The 21209-nt window shown below is 45.8% G+C and carries 12 protein-coding genes; 11 read left to right on the top strand and 1 reads right to left on the bottom strand.

Translation table 11 applies throughout. The features are described from left to right. Nucleotides 1-24: 24 nt before the first annotated feature. Nucleotides 25-1035, top strand: coding sequence for an aldo/keto reductase (locus AB5443_RS21730; protein ID WP_277135277.1), 1011 nt, complete (start codon nucleotides 25-27; stop codon nucleotides 1033-1035). 1 nt (nucleotide 1036) lies between these two features. On the opposite strand, the gene AB5443_RS21725 is transcribed toward AB5443_RS21730, so the two are convergent. Next, nucleotides 1037-1594: an RNA polymerase sigma-70 factor gene (locus AB5443_RS21725; RefSeq protein ID WP_195661635.1), complete on the bottom strand. Its 558-nt coding sequence runs from the start codon at nucleotides 1592-1594 to the stop codon at nucleotides 1037-1039. 167 nt (nucleotides 1595-1761) lie between these two features. On the opposite strand from AB5443_RS21725, the gene AB5443_RS21720 reads away from it, so the two are divergent. The 10 genes from AB5443_RS21720 to AB5443_RS21675 all read left to right on the top strand — a co-directional run bounded on the left by AB5443_RS21720 (nucleotide 1762) and on the right by AB5443_RS21675 (nucleotide 20534). Further along, entirely contained in the window at nucleotides 1762-2742 is a 981-nt protein-coding gene (locus AB5443_RS21720; RefSeq protein ID WP_277135279.1) for a FecR family protein, read from the top strand. A 329-nt stretch (nucleotides 2743-3071) separates the two neighbouring features. Continuing rightward, nucleotides 3072-6353 (top strand): TonB-dependent receptor, encoded by a 3282-nt coding sequence (locus AB5443_RS21715; protein WP_368114399.1) that lies wholly within the window; start codon nucleotides 3072-3074, stop codon nucleotides 6351-6353. A gap of 21 nt (nucleotides 6354-6374) precedes the next feature. Beyond that, nucleotides 6375-8243 (top strand): RagB/SusD family nutrient uptake outer membrane protein, encoded by a 1869-nt coding sequence (locus AB5443_RS21710; protein WP_368114400.1) that lies wholly within the window; start codon nucleotides 6375-6377, stop codon nucleotides 8241-8243. Nucleotides 8244-8280: 37 nt separating this feature from the next. After that, nucleotides 8281-9909 carry an IPT/TIG domain-containing protein gene (locus AB5443_RS21705; protein ID WP_044654127.1) on the top strand — a complete coding sequence of 543 codons (1629 nt, stop codon included), beginning with the start codon at nucleotides 8281-8283 and terminating at the stop codon, nucleotides 9907-9909. Nucleotides 9910-9917: 8 nt separating this feature from the next. After that, nucleotides 9918-11228 carry an IPT/TIG domain-containing protein gene (locus tag AB5443_RS21700; protein WP_229088309.1) on the top strand — a complete coding sequence of 437 codons (1311 nt, stop codon included), beginning with the start codon at nucleotides 9918-9920 and terminating at the stop codon, nucleotides 11226-11228. Nucleotides 11229-11249: 21 nt separating this feature from the next. Continuing rightward, nucleotides 11250-12926 (top strand): right-handed parallel beta-helix repeat-containing protein, encoded by a 1677-nt coding sequence (locus AB5443_RS21695; protein WP_073347370.1) that lies wholly within the window; start codon nucleotides 11250-11252, stop codon nucleotides 12924-12926. Nucleotides 12927-12979: 53 nt separating this feature from the next. Next, nucleotides 12980-14560 carry a right-handed parallel beta-helix repeat-containing protein gene (locus tag AB5443_RS21690; RefSeq protein WP_073347371.1) on the top strand — a complete coding sequence of 527 codons (1581 nt, stop codon included), beginning with the start codon at nucleotides 12980-12982 and terminating at the stop codon, nucleotides 14558-14560. A gap of 36 nt (nucleotides 14561-14596) precedes the next feature. After that, a complete protein-coding gene (locus AB5443_RS21685; protein WP_368114401.1) occupies nucleotides 14597-16741 on the top strand; it encodes an alpha-N-acetylglucosaminidase in 2145 nt (714 codons plus the stop codon). 27 nt (nucleotides 16742-16768) lie between these two features. Next, entirely contained in the window at nucleotides 16769-18169 is a 1401-nt protein-coding gene (locus AB5443_RS21680; RefSeq protein WP_195408714.1) for a Gfo/Idh/MocA family protein, read from the top strand. Between the two features lie 40 nt (nucleotides 18170-18209). Then, entirely contained in the window at nucleotides 18210-20534 is a 2325-nt protein-coding gene (locus tag AB5443_RS21675; RefSeq protein WP_368114402.1) for a beta-galactosidase, read from the top strand. Nucleotides 20535-21209: the final 675 nt, after the last annotated feature.

The raw sequence follows: 21209 nt of genomic DNA, 5'->3' as shown, positions 1-21209 counted from the left end.
TTAGAAAACTAACAATTTTGCCTTATGGAAAACTCTTTCAATTATCAACCTGCTGCCGACCGCTACGAACATATGCCCTATAAATATTGTGGCAAAAGCGGTTTGCAATTACCTCTCATCTCTTTGGGACTATGGCACAACTTCGGTAGTGTGGACGATTTCGATGTGGCAACCGACATGATTAAGTACGCTTTCGATCAGGGTATCACCCATTTCGACTTGGCAAACAACTACGGCCCTGTTTCCGGAAGTGCGGAAACCAACTTCGGACGAATCCTGAAAGAGAACTTCCAGGGGTATCGGGATGAAATGATCATCTCTTCCAAAGCCGGACATGAAATGTGGGCAGGCCCTTATGGTGACGGTAGTTCCCGCAAGAACCTGATGGCAAGTGTCAACCAAAGTCTCCGCCGTACAGGTCTGGAGTACTTCGATATTTTTTATAGCCATCGTTATGATGGAGTAACCCCGGTAGAAGAAACCATCCAAACATTGATTGATATAGTGAAGCAAGGCAAAGCCCTCTACATCGGCATATCCAAATATCCCCCCGAACAAGCCCGCATAGCTTATGAAATGATGGCAAAAGCAGGTGTACCCTGTCTTATCAGCCAATACCGTTACAGTATGTTCGACCGTGCGGTGGAAGCCGAAACCCTTCCATTGGCTGCTGAGTTCGGTTCCGGCTTTATCGCCTTTTCCCCTTTGGCGCAAGGCTTGCTGACTGACAAATATTTGAACGGTATCCCTGAAGGTTCGCGAGCCGCCCGCTCTTCCGGTTTCCTTCAGCGTTCGCAAGTTACTCCTGAAAAGATAGAGGCTGCCCGGCAGTTAAATGAAATAGCCCGTCGTCGTGGGCAAACTTTGGCAGAAATGGCATTGGCATGGATACTGAAAGACGAGAGAATGACATCGGTCATTGTGGGGGCAAGTTCCGTGAATCAATTAGCAGATAATTTAAAAGCATTGGAACATTTGGATTTCACACCGGATGATTTGGTTGAAATAGAGCAAATATTAGCCCGGATGATTTAACTTACTTAAAATACTTTTGCAGGCTTGCTGTTAATTTGCGAATAGCATTGGTCATATGTGTATTGACAGTTCTTTCGGATATGTCCAGTGCTTCGCTGATTTGTTTATAACTCATAAGTTCCTCTTTCGCCATGCAATAAACGATTCTTGTTTTTTCGGGTAGTTGCTGGATGGCCTGTTGCATATTCTCCTCCATATCTTTTTTCAGCAGTTTCTCTTCCGGAGTGAGATCATTTCCGGGTATTTCTATTACGATTTGGTTGATGGAACTTAGATTGTACTGGCGGTGTTTCTCCAAAAATGAAAGAGCATGGTTCTTGACTGTGATAAATAAATAAGAATCCCAATCCTTCACATCTTTCAGGTTCTGACGTTTATCCCACAAAGTGAGAAATACCTCAGACAACACATCTTCAGCGACCGAAGCGGATTGGACGAAATATAACGCAATGGAATAGCACTTCTTGAAGTACCGCTTATACATTTTTTCAAAGCAAGAAGCATTACCTTCACTGATTTGACGTAATAGACAACTAATGTCATCTTCTCTGTGTAACATATTCAAGAATTTGATTATAAGGTGTTTACAATAAAATAATAGAAATGTAGAAGCGTCTATTAACAATATTTATTTGCAAAAGTAACTTTTTATTTGAATTCAACTACGTATTTTTTATTTTATTTCTGTCTTTATTAATAGAAGCGCTTAATAATATTTGTAGAACGATGAAAGAAGACAGTAAAATATGGGACTTGCTCGCTAAAAGAACAGACCATTCTTTAAATAAAGAGGAAGAAGAGGCACTGGAACAGATGTTGAAAGAGGACTCCTCTTTGCAGCGTGCTTCCCGGTTGGTGGAAGACTCGCTGGTGCACATGGATACCCATCAGACAGAAGAAGCCATGAACCGAACTTGGAGTAAGATAGAAACAGGCATGAAGACAGACAGGAAACCTCGGCTGAAACTAATCATCCGCCGTTGTGCCGTTGCTGCCAGTATTGCCGTTTTGTTTGTGTTGGGCGGACTTTTGGGCTATCAGCTTTTGGGAAAACCGGATATGCTGATTGTGATGAATCAGGGAAAAGAAGCCCTGTTGTTTACACTTCCTGATAATTCCAAAGTTTGGCTGGGTGGCGGTTCGAGCTTGAAATATCCGGATGGACTTTCGGGACGCAACCGTGAAGTATACCTCGAAGGTGAAGCTTTCTTTGATGTGAAGAAAGATAATGGAAGAACCTTTCAGGTAGTTACGGACATTGTAGAAGTAATGGTACTTGGCACCCGCTTTGATGTCAGGGTATCCAAAATGGAGAATACGGCGGAAGTTGTATTGGAATCCGGTTCCGTGAAACTGAATGAGCGTAACAAGACAGAAGACGGGGTGATTTTAAGGCCGGGTGAGATGGGGCGTGTCCAGCAGTACTCCGGCATTGAAGTGCGCCATGTCGATCTTCAGCTCTACACTACCTGGAAAGATAAATATATGAATATCGAATCCCAGAAAATGGATAATGTGATGTTTATGTTGAGCAAGCGTTACCATACGGAGATTCGCATTGAAGGCGAGGGATTGAAAGAGGAAATATTCTCAGGACGTTTTGACATAGAGCAGTCTTTAGAGAATATTTTTGAGACGATTGATTTGATTACTCCTATTCGTTTTCAGAAACAACCGGACGGCACTTACTTAGTGACTCCGAAATAAAAGAGATAGGCAGCCTGATAGTATGATAAACTGAAAAAGAAATTGCTAACCCTAAAAAGAAAAATGATGAACACCACTTGAAAAAAGAAAAAAAGGATCGGAAAATTCCCGTTTTCCAATCCTCTTCAGATTAAAATTAACTCTACCTTTTATTAATTTTAAATTGCAAATTTATGAAAAATATTTCAATCCCAAAGGGAGTGAGAGGTTTTATTTTGCCCTCATCCTTTTTGGGGAAGCTCAGACTATGTACCTGGCAAATATTATTTCTACTCTTCTTTGTACCTGTCCAGTCATGGTCACAACAGTCAGAATTGTTGACTTTAAACATGAAAAGCGTTACGCTGAAACAGTTTGTGGAAGCCGTTCAAACCCAAAGCGGGTATTCATTCCTTTATAAAGATAATCAACTAAATGCGAATCAGCGCATTACCGTTTCAGCAAAGAAACAGTCAATAGATGTCGTGCTGGAACAGGCTTTTAAAGGCAAAGGAATTTCCTGGAAAATTCAGGGCAAGCAAATATTACTCTTTCCTGCGAAAGAAGAAAATGCAGCCGACACGAAGAAATCGCGTACCGTAAAAGGAAACGTCACTACTACCACCGGTGAGTCAATTCCGGGAGCAAGTGTGAAATTATTAAATGCCACTACCGGAGTGATTACTGACATCGACGGATTTTATATGATTACAGTGCCCGATGGTCAGACAACACTCGAATACCGCTTTATGGGATATGAACCCCGGACTGTAAAAGTAGGTAATCAGACTACTATTAATGTCTCTTTGGAGGAAGCGACTTCAAGTTTGGAAGAAGTTGTGGTAGTTGCCTATGGTGCTCAAAAGAAAGTGACGATGACAGGTTCGGTAGCTTCGGTGAATATAGGAAGCCTGAAAACTCCGGTCGCAAATCTGAGTAACGCCTTGCAAGGCAAGGTGGCAGGTATCATCTCCGTGCAATCCAGCGGTGAGCCGGGATACGATAACTCGACCTTTACTATCCGTGGTATCGGTACTTTCACGGGAAACACTTCTCCACTGGTTATTGTAGACGGTGTACAGCGTGACGACGTAAACTCCACTTATGGGGGTGCCTATAACAATATCGACCCGGAAGACATTGTCAGCATCTCTCTGCTGAAAGACGCTTCCGCCACTGCCGTATATGGTGCGAAAGGTGCTAACGGCGTAATGATTATTACTACAAAGCGCGGAACAGTCGGCAAACCGAAAATCTCTATCAAGGCAGAGACAGGCTTTACAAACTTCACCAAAGTACCTGAAATGTTGAGCGGTACGGACTATATGATGCTTTATAATGAAAGCCGTCGAAACTCAGGATTGAATGAAGTTTATTCCCGCGAGCAGATACTGAAGACCGAAAGCGGATTGGATCCCTACTTATACCCGAATGTAGACTGGATTAATCAGATCTATAAGAAAGTATCTTCCGTATCCAATGTCAATCTGAATATCAGTGGCGGTAGCGACCTGGTTCGTTATTACCTGTCAGCTTCTTTCTATAATCAAGGCGGACAATACAACGTAAAGGATGAAAACGGCTATAATCCTAACCTGAATTATAAACGTTATGACTTCCGTAGCAATGTAGACGTGAATATAACGAAAACCACCTTATTGCAGATGAACTTATCTGCCATCATGGTCGATTCACGTTATCCGGGCATTAGTTCCAGTAAACTTTGGTACGAAGCATTTTCCACTTCACCGGTTGCTTTCCCTGTCCGCTATCCGGACGGACGTTGGGCCGGCCCACCTGCCAATGCAGGTTCCAACCCGATGAATGAAGTGCAGAACACAGGTTATACCGATACCTTCCGTCCTGCCTTGCAATCCGTATTTACAGTCAATCAGAAATTAGATTTCATAACCAAAGGTCTTTCGGCCTATGTACGTTTTTCATTCGACAGTTATAGTGAATTTAATAACAAACGTACGGGAGGAGTGGACTTGTGGTATGCCAACCAACGTGACGGCAATGGAGAACTTATCTTCGGGAAACCTATCAAAGAAGGTTCCGACGAACTCTATTACGAGCACAGTGATACCGGAGAAAGGGTAATCTATACCGAAGCGAATATAGCCTATGACCGCACATTCGGTTCACACAACATCAACGGAATGGTGCTCTATAATATGCGTAACCGTATGATTGCTACCGCCGGAAGTGCCATTGCATCTATCCCTTACCGTAATCAGGCCGTTGCCGCCCGTTTGGGTTATGGATATAAAGACCGCTACTTGGCAGAAATAAACGGTTCCTATACCGGTTCGGAGAATTTTGCTCCCGGACACCGTTTCGGCTTTTTCCCTGCCGCTTCCGTAGGATGGGTGATTTCGCATGAACCCTTTTTCCAAAACATCGTTCATACGGTTGATTTATTAAAGTTGCGCGCTTCCTATGGTATTGTAGGTAATGATAACATTGGCGGAACAGGCGACCGTTTTGCCTATTTTACCCAGTTCGGAAGCGGAAATAACTACGGCTTCGGTCCGAATGGTAATCTCGTATATGGTATCAGGGAGACTCTTCTAGGCTCAAACAAACTGACTTGGGAAAAGTCTTATAAAACAAATATCGGTTTGGAAATGATGCTTTTAGGCAAACTCAACCTGACACTGGATTATTATTGGGAAAGACGTAAAGACATTCTGATTCAGCGTTCTTCTTTACCGAGCATGGCAGGATTTGATGCCGCTATCTACGCTAACATGGGTGAGATGGATAATAAGGGATTGGACGCCAACCTCGAATATCAGACCCGTATCAATAACAAAGTGGGATTACGCCTGTATGGTAACGTGACTTACAGTAAAAACAAAATCGTATTCCGTGACGAACCGGATATGCAATATTCTTATCAGAAGAGTGAAGGAACCCGTTATGGCGAATACTACGGTTATGTAGCCGACGGTTATTTCCAGAGTTGGGAAGAGATTGAAAACAGTCCGAAGCAATTGCGTGAACTGGCTCCCGGTGACATCAAATACAAAGACCTCAACAACGACAATGTGATTGATGCCAACGACCAATGTTATCTGGGCAAGTCCTGGTTCCCTTCCTGGTCTTACGGTATGGGTTTCAACGTCAACTATCATAACTTTGACCTGTCCCTGTTCTTCCAGGGTGTATCCGATGTATCCATTATGGCTAATGGTGGCTCTATGGACACAGGCAATGGCGATTGGGGAGCAGGCGGAGTAGGTATCGTACCTTTCACCGGCATGGGACTGAACCCGAGTAACGTTATTACCAAGGCACTGGATCGCTGGACAGAAGACAATCCGCGTGCAGATGCATGGTATCCGCGTATGACCGCCAATGCCAGTACCAGTGACAATAACTATGTAAATAGTACACACTGGCTGAAAAACGGTAACTACCTGCGTCTGAAACAAGCATCGTTGGGATATACCCTTGAGAATAAGAGACTGATGGACAAGGGAATAGAATACCTCTATTTCTACTTGTCCGGACAAAACCTGCTGACCTTCTCCAAATTCAAACTGTGGGATCCCGAACTTGGCTCTAATGGCGCGAAATATCCGCTATCACGCATGGTGACCTTGGGAATGAGAGTTTCATTTTAATCTAATCAAGCAATGAAAACAATGAAAAAAATATTTAACCGTATATTGGCTGCCGGATTATTATCTGTTGGCGTGATGGGAATAGTCACTTCCTGTGACTATCTGGATCAGAAGCCTGAGAATCTGAAAACATCGGATATGATCTGGGAAACCCGTACAGATGCAGAATCTTACTTATATAATATCTACGGATACATTTGGTTATCTACGGATGACCCGGTCGTATTTGGCTTTGCCGATGAAAGCTCTTGTGTATTCTCCAATACGAATGTCCGTAAGATGGTGGAAGGCAATTGGGGCCCTTCCAATACACTGGGAGATAATAAATGGAATGCCGCTTATCGGGGTATCCAGAAAGCGCTTATTTTTGAACAGAATATAGACCGTGTTCCCGAAGGCGTACTGAGCACAGACCTGAAGATACAATACAAGGCAGAGTCACGTTTCCTGCGTGGATGGTTCTACTGGAACATCTTACGCTTGTACGGCCCGTTTGTGATTTTTGATAAGCCCGTCGAACAGGACGAAGACTTTAATAAATACGTGCGTCGTCCCTTTGAAGAATGTGTGGAGTATGTTTGTGGACTGATGGAATCTACGTTGGACGAACTTCCTGAGGTATGGACTTCTACGGCATACCTGGGACGTCCTACGAAAGGCGCCGCCTTGGCCGTTATCTCACAAGTACGTTTACTGGCAGCCAGTGAACTTTGGAATGGAAATCCCCGTTTTAAGGATTTCAAGAATAAGGATGGCGAACTGCTGGCACCGCAGACCAAGGATAACGAAAAGTGGCGGATTGCCGCTGAGGCTGCCGAAGATGTGATTGATTTGGGTATTTATCACCTCTACCGCAATACGGAAAGCGGTGATAGAACTTTTGACCCTTATTTGTCTTTCCGCGATTTATTTATGTCCGGCAATCATGCGGAAGTCATATTCGCTACGCATAAATCCGGAGACTGGCAGTGGGGATACGACAAACGCTGCAACCCGAAAAACGGCGGATATAGCATGCAGAATGCGACACAAAATATCGTGGATGCATTCTTGACTCGTGACGGCTTGGATATCAATGATGATGAGAACTATACCGAAGCAGGATTCGCGAAAGAAGACGACCCCGCAGAATACGGAAAAGTCCGTAATGAAATAAACCGGGGATACCGCAAGGGAGAATCGAATATGTACGTCAACCGTGAGCCCCGTTTCTATGCTTCCGTACATTACAATGGACGCCCTGTACTTTCTGCCATTACCGTAGACGACCGCAACTTCTTTTCATCCGACAAGAATAAGGATGGATTCGGAAGAGCAGAATATTACTATTCCGGTTCATCGGGTGCAGGAACGCAGATGACTGACTTTACCGGATACAATGTAGCGAAGAAAGTAAGTACCTCTTCCAGTATCCGTAATGACCAGGCGGTATATCGTCCATATATCCATATTCGTTACGCTGAGATACTTTTGAACTATATGGAAGCGATGAATGAATACAATCCTGAAGATTCCAAAATTATCAGCTACTTTAATGAAATCCGTGACCGTGCAGGTATTCCGAATATTACAGCTACCTACCCGCAGGATTTGGGAAACAAGGAAAAGATGCGTGAATGGATTCTCCGCGAACGTCAAATCGAACTTGCTTTCGAAGGCGACCGCTTTTGGACACTTGCCCGCCGCCTGCTTTATGAGAAAGAAGAAAACCGCAAGATCTATCGTATGAATGTACTTGCTGACGATCAGGGACAAGGCTTTGCTTTTGAAGGTTTCTATGAACGTAAAATCTTGCAGACCAGATATTGGGATAATAAGATGTACTTGTATCCTATCTATCAGACGGAGATTGACCGCGGACGTGGCTTGGTACAGAATCCGGGATGGTAGAATTTACCCGATAATATAAAATTAATAAGATAGCAAAATGAAAACAATTTCATACTATATATCTATGGCTGTTATTCTGACAGCAGCCATTTTTACCGGGGGGTGTACGGACGATGATGAAAAGTCATTATCGCTCCGCTCCGGAGAGCTTTCTATTTATGACTTTGCTCCGAATACAGGAAAAGGCGGCACGCAATTATTGATAAATGGAGAGCAGTTCCCCTTGGATGCGGCTTCTATCAGCGTGACCATCAATGAAGTGGAACTCTCCATCCTGCGTTCCAATGAAGAACAGTTATTGGTCGAGGTTCCCGATAATGAAGCGATAGGGACAGCTCCTATTGTCATCAATGCAAAAGGAAAGACCGCTCAATCAGAAGTAAACTTTGCTTTCCAGAAAACAGCCATCACAGGTTTTTCTCCTGCTTACGGAAAAGTAGGGACGAAAGTACGCATCTATGTAGAGAACCTACCGGCAGAAATCAAGAATCCGACGGCAACGTATAATGGCATAACGGCAGAATGTACGGCAGAAGAAGGTTATTTCCAAGTGACTATTCCCGAAACGGATTTCGGTTCCTGGCCTATTATCATCAGTTTCAACGGAAGAACGCTTTCTACGGGCGAGTTTGAATATAAAGACCTCTTGTTCGAGCGTACGATCACCACGTTGCCGGGAAGTTCCGAATTTAATATCATGTGTGCGGATTGGGAATATCGCCGGGGTGGTATCGCAGTAGATGACGATGGCAACGTATATCTGACAGATATCGGTAATTTGCGTATTCGTAAAATCACGCCCGACGGAACTGTTAGCGAAGTGGCCGGTACAGGAACGGAAAATGATGTAGACTGGGGGCTTAACTGGCGATTGGACAATGGCGGTGCAGGTTCATATAACGCAGTAATGCGTCCCACTGATATAAAAATTGACAGTAAAGGAAATATGTATGTCAGTGATGACTGGACTTCGGCAACCATATGTTTTGAACCGGATGGAAAAGCCCTTTATATGGGATGGCAGGTAGCTGTCAGCCTGGCGATTGACGAGGCAAGTAACCGGCTTTACAGTATGACTTCAAATGGCAATATTCTTCTGAAGGACTTGAATGATTATGGTGGTTATCCGAGTAGTCATGGTACTGTGATTGTCACAGGCAATGGTAGCCCGGGCGGAATGGACGTAGATAAAACAACGGGAGATCTTTATGTAACGAATATCGGAACCCATCAAATTATTAAATATGTCAAGGATCGTTGGGATGACCCGATTGTGATAGCCGGCAGCGGACGGAGCGGACACTCCGACGGTGCGTACAATGAAGCTACATTTACCAGCCCGTGGGGAATCGCTGTTGCGCCGGACGGAAATATTTTGGTGGCAGGCAATGGTACGGCAGAAGCTTCGACAGCCAGTGCCGACCAGAGTATTCGTTACATAGACCAGAAAACTGGAATGGTTTCCACATTCGCCGGTTCGGGAACATCTGGCAATACGGACAGCAGTTTCGAAGTGCTCTCCTATGCAGGTGTCAACTCTACCATCGAGAGTCTGCCCGCTGCCTTTGGTGCTCCTTCTTCTGTATGCGTTGGTAAGGATGGTACGGTGTACGTGCTGGATCGCCGGAATAATTGTGTAAAGAAAATAACAACCGTAGAAAAATGATAAGTCTTATGAAACTGAACATTATTCAATATATTACTTTGACTTTGCTGGTATGCAGTACGAGTCTGTTTAGCAGTTGTAAGGACGACGACGGGCACGATGCCGGCAGTCCGGTGGTAGTGAACCGCTTCTATCCGACCAGTGGTAGTGCCGGAACGGAAATCCTTATTACCGGAAAGAACTTCTCGGAAAATCCGGAAGATATCTCGGTGACCTTAGGAAACATCCCTTTAAAAGTGCTGAGTTGCAACATGAACAATATCATGGCTATTGTTCCGCCTAAGTTGGGAGACGGTGTGTTGACGGTTACTGTTGCCAACCGCGAGCCCGTCCGCACCATTGAAGCATTCACCTATTCGTTCTCAGCGGTAGTTACTACTTTTGCCGGTAGCAGCAATGGCGAACCGGGATACCAGGATGGCATTGGAAGCGAAGCGTTGTTCTTCTTCGACGGTGCTAAGGGAGATCCTGCCGAAGACTGGAGAAAAGGTTCAATTTGTGTCGATAATGATGGAAACGTGTACGTAGGTGACTGTGTCAACTACTGCGTCCGCAAGATTACTCCCGACGGGACTGTTACCACTTTGGCCGGACTCGCCGGAAACAGAGGTGACGTAGACGGGACAGGAGCACAAGCCCGCTTCAACGGACTCTATGGTATGGATTGTGATGCGGAAGGCAATATCATCATGACCGATGTATTCGGATGGAAAATCAGGAAAATAACCCCTGACGGCGTGGTTACCACACTCGGCGCGACTGACTTTGAACCTTGGATGCTGACTGTGGATAAGAACAACGGAGATATTTTTGTCTCATCCAATAGCGGTATATATAAATGGACAAAAGACGGTTCTACCCAGATTGCTACCGGTAACTTCAGAGGACTTGTTTTGGACAAGGAAGGCAATTTGTACGGAGCCGATCAGATACTGAATGGCATAGTCAAATTCAAAGCGGGCACTTGGGAAGCGGAGACTCTGACAGGCAAGGGTACGGCAGGATATTTGAACGGAGCTTTTGAAGACGCCCTCTTTACGTATCCGTGTGATTTGGCTATTGATTCGAATGGGGATATTTACGTGGCCGGTAATGGTTCGTGGAATGGCGGCGAGAATCTCGACCAAAGTATCCGTTTGCTCGATATGACCAACAGGACGGTACGCTTGGTGGCAGGAGGTACTCAGGAAGGATATGTAGACGCGAATGGCTCGTCAGCCGTTTTCGCAGGCCCGCAGGATCTTGCTGTCGACAAGAATGGTGTGATTTATGTCTATGACAAGAAGAATAATGTAATAAGAAAAATTGTTTACGAGTAAACAACTTTAAAAGAAATACAGATGAGAAAGAAAATGATTCTAATGGCTTTTGCCTTGTTCATAGGTCTTAGTGCATGTGGCAATGACGACAAGGAGCTTACGGGCAAACCGGGAAACGAACAAGGGGGCAATGGCGGGGGTGCCCCGGATAATCCCGGTGATCCTTCCGGCAGTGAACCGGTGAGCTGGTATGTGGCTACCACAGGCAATGATGCAAACAGCGGTACTGTTGAAAGTCCTCTGAAAAGTATCTCCAAAGCATTGCTGCGGGTCAATCCCGGTGATACGATTTTCCTTCGGGAAGGCGCGTACCATGAGTTTGTCACTCCTACACGTTCGGGGAAAAAAGGCAAACTGGTAACGGTAAAAAGCTATCCGGGCGAAACGGCCAAGATTGATGGAACCGGACTGACTATCAAAGGATGGTTCAGCGCTCTGGTGCAACTGAAAAGCATCCAATACATGACCTTTGAAAATCTGCATATCTGCAACGCTACGAATTCGGACGTCAACACCGACCCCGAAGGGGTATATATCAACGGAGTATCGAGAGACATCACTTTCCGTAACTGCAAAGTCTATAATATAAAAAGTACCTGCCTTGCGGGACACAACAACGGTGACTGGCGTAGTGCGCATGCATTCCTGGTGATAGGCGACGATAACGGAACTCCGATACGTAACCTGACCATCGAAAAATGTGAAATCTATGATATACACACCGGAACGAGTGAGACGCTGACCATCGCCGGAAATGTGGATGGCTTCACCATACAGGACTGCGAAGTGCATGATGTGGAAAATATCGGAATCATCGTGGCGGGTGGAGATAACCTGAACGCGGGCGGCGATATATCCGTGAATTATGCACGTAACGGAGTAGTGAGACGTAACAGGGTATACAGATGTTCCCATCAGGTCTCAAAAGATTTCTGGGAAGGCGTTTATAATAACCCCGCTGCCTATGGTGCTATCGGGATATATGTCTGCGGAGGCGCAAGCACCGTCATCGAACAGAACATTGTATGGGAGTGCGACCGTGCCATCGGCCTGATAAGTGAGAGTGATGTACTGGCGACCAAAGACTGTATCGTGCGTAATAATTTTGTTTACAACAACTATCGTACAGGCATTTATCTGGGCGATTATATCGGCTATACCATCGGCGGTACGTCCGGATGCTATGTAGTAAACAACACCCTCTACCACAATAATCTGGTTGGCGGTGCACTGAACGGAAGCAATAATTCAGCGAACATCAATGACGAAAAGGACAGTGAGGGTGAAATCCGACTGGCGGAGAATTGTACCAACAATACAATCATGAACAACCTCATATACGCAGTGACCGACAGGGATATTTTCGTCCGTAAGTACACCAAGTCCGGCAGCAAGAATAAAATAGGATATAACCTCTATTATTCTCCGACTACCGCCAATCACAAGTGGTTCTGGGATGGTGTCGAATACACGAACTTCGCAGCATGGCAGAAAGCCAGCGGTGATGAAAATTCAATCTATAATGTCGATCCTTTGTTGCAGAGTCCCAGTCTTCCTAATCCCAACCTGCATTTGCAGCCGGGTTCGCCAGCAAAGGGGAAAGGCCATTTCATTGCTGCCTATTTCGTTGGCAACTATGATATTGACGGTGACGTACGTTATAGCGGAACGACGATCAGCATAGGTGCCGATCAGTGACAGTGCAATGAAATAAATAAACTCAATGATTTTCAATTAAAAGCAAAATAGAAATGAGAAAAAGTTTTTGCTCGCTCATTAGCTTTCTTCTATTTAGCTTGTTGGCGTGCGGAGCTACCCCTGCCCATTGGTATGTAGCTCCGACCGGTAACGATGCGAATGATGGAAGTAAAAGAAAACCACTCAAGACGATAGCCAACGCGCTGCAACGTGTCAATCCCGGTGATACCGTTTTCCTGCGTGAAGGCTCATACGGCGAATTTGTCGTTCCTACACGTTCGGGCAAACCCGGCAAGATGATAACATTGAAAAGTTATCCCGGCGAGACAGCCAGGATAGACGGTTCCGGACTGTATATCAAAGGGTGGGGGAATGCTCTGGTACAGCTTAACAGCATCGACTATATGCAATTTGAAAACCTGCATATCTGCCATGCCCATGATTCGGAGAACAACACCGACCCGGAAGGTATCTATATAAGCGGTACTTCCGGTAATATCACCTTTCGGGGATGCAAAGTATATGACATAAAGAATGATTGCCCGCTGGTCGATGCCAAAGGTGACTGGCGCAGTGCGCATGCCATTCTGGTGTTAGGTAATAACGACAACACCCCGATTCGTAATCTGCTGATAGAAAAATGCGAGATATTCGAGATTCATAGCGGCACAAGCGAAGCCTTCACACTGGCAGGCAACGTGGTCGATTTCACGATTCAGGATAATGAAGTGCATGATGTGGAAAACATCGGTATCATTATCGCAGGCGGAGATAACCTGAATCCTCATGGCGATATTTCGGTCAACTATGCGCGTAACGGAATAGTGCGCCGCAATAAAGTATATCGCTGCACGCACGAAAAGTCACAGGATTACTGGAGCCAGTCCGTATCCAATGGCGGAGCGATTGGCATCTACCTGTGCGGCAACGGAAATACGATTGTAGAACAGAATGAAGTCTTTGAATGCGACCGGGGAATCGGGCTGTGCAGCGAAAGCTACAAACTGCAAACCAAGGACTGCATCGTACGCAACAATTTCGTGTACAACAACTTCCGTACCGGCATCTATATGGGAGCCTATCTCGGTTTCGACGGGCTGAGCACCAAAAGTTGCTATGTGGTGAACAACACCTTGTTCAACAACAACCTGAAAGGCGGACAACTGGACGGCACAAACAACTACCTGAAAGTGAACGACCGTGACAACAGCAGTGAAGGTGAAATCCGCCTGTCCGAATTGTGCGAGGAGAATGTGATAGCCAACAATATCATTTATGCCCTGTCGGACAGAGACATCTTTATCCGCAAATACACCACCTCGGGAAAGAATAACTTTATCGGCGGCAATATCTACTTCTCACCGAACAAGAAAAACCATAAATGGATGTGGGACGGCAAAGAATATACCGACTTTTCCGCCTGGCAGGCCGCAAGCGGCGACCGGACATCGGTGTTCAATGTAGACCCGCTGCTGAAAAGCACCCGTACGCGACAACCGGACTTACACTTGAAATCCGCTTCGCCGGCCATCGGCACAGGTCTTGTATATCGGGGATATGTCATCGGAATGTTCGACATAGACGGTGACAAGCGTTGTGAGATTCATTCTGTTAATATAGGTGCCGATCAATAAAGTATCTGCCCTTTTACTTGTTCAAATATACAAATCATGAAAATATTGAAACACTCTCTGGCTATTCTTTTTGTGTTGCTGTGTACGGCAGCCCATACCTATGCCGCTCCGTTCGACGGTGTGCGGGAACTCGTGTCCCGTCGTGCTCCGTGGCTGGGTAAACATATTCAGTTCAAGGCAATGCCCTCTTCGGACGGCGATTGCTTCACATTGCAGACAGTAAATAAGAAACTACTGGTTCAGGCTACCGGCGCAAATGCGGCGGCAGTCGGTGTCAACTGGTACTTGAAGTATTACTGCCATCGCAGTATGTCGCATCTTGGTGACCAGCTCGCCCCCGTAACAGAGCTTCCGGTCATTGACCAACCCGTAACAGTCAAAACCTCATCTATATATCGCTATGCGCTGAATTACTGTACCTTTAATTATACCATGAGTTTCTACGATTGGGACGACTGGCAGTGGGAGCTTGACTGGATGGCGCTCAACGGCGTTAACCTGATGCTGGTAGCCAACGGCTCGGAAGCTGTATGGCAAAACACGCTCCGCCGGATGAACTATTCGGAAAAGGAGATTGCCGAGTTTATCACCGGCCCTGCCTATAATGCCTGGTGGCTGATGGGAAATATCGAAGGATGGGGCGGCCCTATGCCCCAGTCGCAGATAGACAGCCGGAAGAAACTCGTACAGAAAATGCTGAAACGCATGAAGTCACTGGGCATCGAACCGTTGATGCCCGGATTCTACGGAATGGTGCCGAGCAACCTGAAAAACAAAAGTAAGGCGCATATCATCCCCCAAGGCACTTGGGGAGCTTTCATAAGGCCGGATATTCTCGACCCGACGGATCCCGAATTCGACCGTATAGCCGGAATATTTTATGAAGAAACCCGCCGTTTGTATGGGGCGGATATCCGTTTCTTCTCCGGCGATCCTTTTCACGAAGGCGGAGCAACGGACGGTGTAGCGTTGGGTGACGCAGGCCGGGCTATACAGAAAACAATGCAGAAATACTTCCCGGAATCCGTCTGGGTATTGCAAGGCTGGCAGGACAACCCGAAGCCGGGACTGCTTGAGAAACTGGATAAACGCTACGTACTGGTACAGGAATTATTCGGCGAAAACACTAACAACTGGGAGACTCGCAAAGGCTACGAGGGAACTCCTTTCATCTGGGCTACCGTCACTAACTTTGGCGAAAGGCCGGGCATCAACGGAAAGTTGCAACGTTTTGCCGATGAGGTTCACCGTGCTTCGAATGGAGAATACGCATCATATATGAAGGGAGTAGGCATTTTGCCCGAAGGCATTAATAATAACCCGGTTACCTATGAACTGTTGCTTGAATTGGTGTGGCACAAAGACCGCGTAGATGTAGACCAATGGGTGGAATCTTATATTACAGCCCGTTATGGACGCATCACCGATGATATACGGACTGCCTGGAAAATGATGTTGAAATCCATTTATAGCAGTGAAGTCGGTTATCAGGAAGGCCCGCCCGAAAACATCTTATGTGCGCGTCCGGCGTTGGAACTCAAATCCGTCTCTTCCTGGGGAAGACTGGCTAAGAAATACGACACGGAGCTTTATCGAAAAGCGGCACTCCTGTTTGCCAGGGCAATGCCCCAATTCAGTGATGTCCGTACCTATCGCATCGACCTGATACACTTTCTGCGGCAAGTGATAGCGAATGATGCCGATTCGGTATTCAATGCTATAATGACTGCTTATCAGGAGAAAGATACGCAAAAGTATGAAAAGCAAGTATCCCGCTTCCTCGATATGATAGATACCGAAAACGAACTATTGGCACAAGACCCGTTCTTCCGCCTGAGCACCTGGCAGCAGCAAGCGAAAGATGCAGGTAATACCGCCGCAGAGAAAAAGAACAATTTCCACAATCTGATGATGCTTATCACTTATTGGGGCGAGCACATACCGACGGAAGACAATTTGCATGATTATGCCTATAAAGAATGGGCGGGCATGATGAACACCTACTACAAAGATCGTTGGATGGTTTACTTTGACTATCAGCGCGCCTTGCTTCGCGGAGAGACAGCGCAAGCGCCCGATTATTTTCATTGGGAACGCGAATGGGTGGAAAAGAACCTGCATATGGCAGACGATGCGCCACGTATGTCTTTGACGGAGATTGTAAATAAGATTACCCGCTAATATTTTTTTGTAAGAAGAAAGAACGTTATGAACAGGATATATTTCAATTTAATGATTTCCCTACTTCTGCTTGTCGGCTTTTCCGGCTGCGGGCAGAAGAAAGGAACTATACAACCCCTTGTAGTAGCTACTATGGAGCGCCCTTCGGGGCAGGAAGATGTCATTCAGTTGACAGCTCCCAAGATAGACACTGTACGGGTCGGATTTATCGGACTGGGGATGCGTGGCCCGGGAGCAGTTGCCCGTTTCACTCATATTCCGGGCACGCAAATCAAGGCTTTGTGCGACATTCGCCGGGAATGCGTGGAAAAGGCGCAGGATATTCTCAAAGAAGCCGGTTTGCCCGAAGCTACGGCTTATTATGGAGATGAAAACTCATGGAAGCAGTTATGCGAAAGGGATGATATAGACCTTGTATATGTAGCTACGGACTGGAAGCATCATGCCGAAATGGGGGTATATGCCATGGAACACGGCAAACACGTGGCTATTGAAGTGCCGGCTGCCATGACACTGGATGAGATTTGGAGTCTCGTCAATACGTCCGAAAGAACCCGCAAGCACTGTATGCAACTGGAAAACTGCGTGTACGACTTCTTCGAACTGACTACGCTGAACATGGCGCAACAGGGAGTGTTCGGAGAGATTCTGCACGTAGAAGGCGCTTATATCCATAACCTTGAAGAATACTGGACTTCCTATTGGAACAACTGGCGTATGGATTACAATCGTAATAACCGGGGAGACATATATGCGACACATGGCATCGGTCCGGCTTGCCAGTTGCTCAATATTCACCGGGGAGACAGGATGAAGACACTGGTGGCTATGGACACCAAAGCGGTCAACGGGCCTGCATATATCAGAAAAACAACGGGCGAGGAAGTGAAAGATTTCCAGAATGGTGATCAGACGACTACTGTCATCCGTACGGAAAATGGCAAGACGATGCTTATCCAGCACAATGTAATGACACCGCGTCCCTATAGCCGTATGTACCAATTGGTCGGCACAGACGGATATGCCAGCAAATACCCGGTCGAAGAATATTGCCTGCGTCCCGAACAGGTGGATACTCATATCGTCCCCAACCATGAGAACCTGAACGCGCACGCTTCCATGTCCGAAGAAGCCAAACAGGCAATAATGGACAAATACAAACACCCCATTCACCGGGAACTGGAAGAGACAGCCAGGAAAGTGGGTGGTCATGGCGGTATGGATTACATCATGGATTATCGGTTGGTGTATTGTCTGCGCAACGGTTTGCCGTTGGATATGGATGTATATGATTTGGCAGAATGGTGTTGTATGGCGGAGTTGACCCGCCTTTCCATCGAAAATGGTTCGGCTTCGGTTGCCGTTCCTGACTTTACGCGTGGCGGATGGAATAAAATAAATAAATTCCGTCATGCGTTTGTGCAATAGGTATGACAAGATAAAATAAGAATATAACAATTTAATATCCATGAATAAGCAAAAACTTTGTCGGACATTACTCGGTTTGCTAATTCCACTCCTGTTCCTGGCTTGCTCTCCCAAAGAACGTATCAAGCTGGACGGTGGAACTTTCAACATCGACGGGAAAGACGTACAATTGATTTGTGGCGAAATGCATTATGCCCGTATCCCTCACGAATATTGGCGCGACCGCCTGAAAAGAGCCCGTGCGATGGGGCTGAACACCATATCGGTTTATGTCTTTTGGAATTTCCATGAGAGCCAACCCGGTGAGTTTGATTTTAGCGGACAGGCGGATGTAGCCGAATTTGTCCGTCTCGCACAGGAAGAGGATTTGTATGTGATACTTCGTCCGGGGCCTTATGCCTGTGCGGAGTGGGACTTCGGTGGTTATCCTTCCTGGCTCCTGAAGGAAAAGGATATGGTTTATCGTAGCAAGGACGCCCGTTTCCTGCAATATTGCGAACGGTACATCAAGGCGCTTGGCGAACAACTGGCTCCGCTGACTATCAACAATGGCGGTAACATACTGATGGTGCAGGTGGAAAACGAGTACGGCTCTTACGATGCGGATAAGGAATATCTGGCTGCTCTCCGCGATATGATAAAGGAGGCGGGATTCAATGTCCCGTTGTTTACTTGTGACGGTGGCGGACAGGTTGAGGCCGGACATATCGACGGGGCGTTGCCGACATTGAACGGTGTATTCAGCGAAGATATTTTTAAGATTATAGACAAATATCATCCGGGTGGCCCGTATTTCGTGGCAGAATTTTATCCGGCATGGTTTGATGTGTGGGGACAGCATCATTCGACGGTCGATTATAAGCGTCCGGCGGAACAACTGGACTGGATGTTGGGACATGGCGTATCCATCAGCATGTATATGTTTCATGGCGGAACCAACTTCTGGTATACGAACGGGGCGAATACAGCCGGCGGCTATCGTCCGCAACCCACAAGCTACGACTATGACGCGCCTTTGGGCGAATGGGGAAACTGTTACCCCAAATATCATGCTTTCAGGGAAGTGATTCAGAAATATCTGCCTGAAGGAACCGTATTGCCTGATGTGCCTGCCGATAATCCGACAACGTCCTTTGCTGCGATTGAACTGAAAGAGAGTGCTCCCCTGAAATCTGCTTTCCATCAGACTACTCAATCAGAAAATGTACTTTCAATGGAAGACCTGGGCGTTGATTTCGGATATATACATTATCAGACTGCCATCAACAAGGCGGGAAAACAAAAGCTGATCATACAGGACTTGCGTGATTATGCCGTGATTCTGGTGAATGGAAAACAGGTGGCAAGCCTGGATCGCCGTTACAATCAGAATAACGTACTATTGGATATTCCCCAGGCGCCTGCCGTCTTGGAGATATTGGTAGAAAACACAGGGCGCGTCAACTACGGCCCTGATATACAGTTCAACCGCAAAGGGATTACAAACCAAGTGCTATGGGGAGATGAAAAACTGACCGGATGGTCTATTACTCCGCTGCCTCTTTATAAAGAAAAGGTGTCCGAACTGAATTTCGGCGAACCGGTGCGTGGAGTTCCGGCTTTCCATAAGGGCGTATTCAACCTTCAAAAGAAAGGGGATTGTTTTGTCGATATGAGCCAATGGGGAAAAGGCGCTGTTTGGGTAAATGGAAAATCACTCGGACGTTTTTGGAACATCGGCCCGCAGCAGACTTTATACGTGCCTGCCCCCTGGCTGAAAGAAGGGGAGAATGAAATCGTTGTCTTTGAAATGGAAGATACCGGAAACCGTATCCTGCAAGGTTTGGGCCAACCCATACTCGACAGCCTGGGAGTGGATAAGAACTACCAACAAGGACAACGCCGTATCGTCCAGGGAACTCCGATTCTTGAAAAGGGAGATATTGCGCTGAAAGCCACCGTACAGGAATCCAATGACTGGCAGCTATTTGAATTTCCCGTTGCCACAACATTACGCCATTTTTGCATTGAAACGCTTTCTTCTTATACCGATGACAATCAGGCTTGTATTTCGGAAGTCGAGTTATTGGACGATAAGGGACAGGCGATTGATAAGACAAAATGGGAAGTTGTCTATGTAAGTAGTGAACTGTCTGATAAAAATTTGGGAGTAGGAGAGAACTTATACGATGGCGATGTCTCCTCATTTTGGCATACAGATCCGACTGTCGGTTCTGCCCATCCTCATCAGATTATTATTGACATGAAGGAGATATATAAAGTTTCTGCCCTACGGGTGAAAGTGCGTGAAGGCTCGTTCTTATCCGGTAAAGTAAAAGATATACAGCTATATACTCGTCCGCAATTCTTTTTGTTCCGCCAATAGATTGCCGGATTGAATCATATTACATTTACCCTTTTCCACGTTTAATCTCTTTGTTTTTAGGGATTGGCGTGCGGAAAGGGTAGGTGTTTGGAGTTTATTTCCTTACTGGATAGGCTCAGGCAGAGCGGGAGACTACGGAAAAACTTAAATCTCTACTAGGAACGATTTTTCATTTTCATTTCTCATGTTCTCATTGTTTATAAGTCAATTTCTTGTTAATCAGTAATATATCAGCATGACAAATAAAATAAGAAACGGTATTTCTCATTGTTTTTCAGCCATTTTACCTCAAAAAACATGTGTTTCTCATAGCTATTTCAACTGTTTCTCATTGGCTTTAGCATAATTCTCATGGCTTCTTTCTCTTTTTTATCGCATTTCTCATCCATCACCCTGTCAACTCCCTATCAACTCCCTATCAACTTCCTGTGTTTTATAGCTTGTTTTTATGTCGTTCACCTGTTGTCTCTATGTTTTTGATTAATCATTGCTATGTTTTTCTATAGCCATCTGTCTTGTTCCACTCGAGTAAACAGCTTTGTTCACTCGAGTGCCTAGGCATGTGCACTAGAGTGCACAAGCCTGTGTACTGGAGTGCAACAGGGCAGACGCATTATATTTATTACTATATTCTTATTTGCTATTTCTTTTCTATATTATTGGTTATTAATATAT

This window comes from Bacteroides sp. RTP21281st1_H5_RTP21281_210402, assembly GCF_040918965.1.
Taxonomy (GTDB): domain Bacteria; phylum Bacteroidota; class Bacteroidia; order Bacteroidales; family Bacteroidaceae; genus Bacteroides; species Bacteroides congonensis.
This window is presented reverse-complemented; position numbering and strand designations above follow the sequence as displayed.

What these genes read in the sequence shown, in the direction of transcription:
- AB5443_RS21730 (WP_277135277.1), top strand. Translation starts at nt 25, where the DNA reads ATGGAAAACTCTTTCAATTATCAACCTGCTGCCGACCGCTACGAACAT.
- AB5443_RS21725 (WP_195661635.1), bottom strand. Translation starts at nt 1,594, where the DNA reads ATGTTACACAGAGAAGATGACATTAGTTGTCTATTACGTCAAATCAGT.
- AB5443_RS21720 (WP_277135279.1), top strand. Translation starts at nt 1,762, where the DNA reads ATGAAAGAAGACAGTAAAATATGGGACTTGCTCGCTAAAAGAACAGAC.
- AB5443_RS21715 (WP_368114399.1), top strand. Translation starts at nt 3,072, where the DNA reads ATGAAAAGCGTTACGCTGAAACAGTTTGTGGAAGCCGTTCAAACCCAA.
- AB5443_RS21710 (WP_368114400.1), top strand. Translation starts at nt 6,375, where the DNA reads ATGAAAAAAATATTTAACCGTATATTGGCTGCCGGATTATTATCTGTT.
- AB5443_RS21705 (WP_044654127.1), top strand. Translation starts at nt 8,281, where the DNA reads ATGAAAACAATTTCATACTATATATCTATGGCTGTTATTCTGACAGCA.
- AB5443_RS21700 (WP_229088309.1), top strand. Translation starts at nt 9,918, where the DNA reads ATGAAACTGAACATTATTCAATATATTACTTTGACTTTGCTGGTATGC.
- AB5443_RS21695 (WP_073347370.1), top strand. Translation starts at nt 11,250, where the DNA reads ATGAGAAAGAAAATGATTCTAATGGCTTTTGCCTTGTTCATAGGTCTT.
- AB5443_RS21690 (WP_073347371.1), top strand. Translation starts at nt 12,980, where the DNA reads ATGAGAAAAAGTTTTTGCTCGCTCATTAGCTTTCTTCTATTTAGCTTG.
- AB5443_RS21685 (WP_368114401.1), top strand. Translation starts at nt 14,597, where the DNA reads ATGAAAATATTGAAACACTCTCTGGCTATTCTTTTTGTGTTGCTGTGT.
- AB5443_RS21680 (WP_195408714.1), top strand. Translation starts at nt 16,769, where the DNA reads ATGAACAGGATATATTTCAATTTAATGATTTCCCTACTTCTGCTTGTC.
- AB5443_RS21675 (WP_368114402.1), top strand. Translation starts at nt 18,210, where the DNA reads ATGAATAAGCAAAAACTTTGTCGGACATTACTCGGTTTGCTAATTCCA.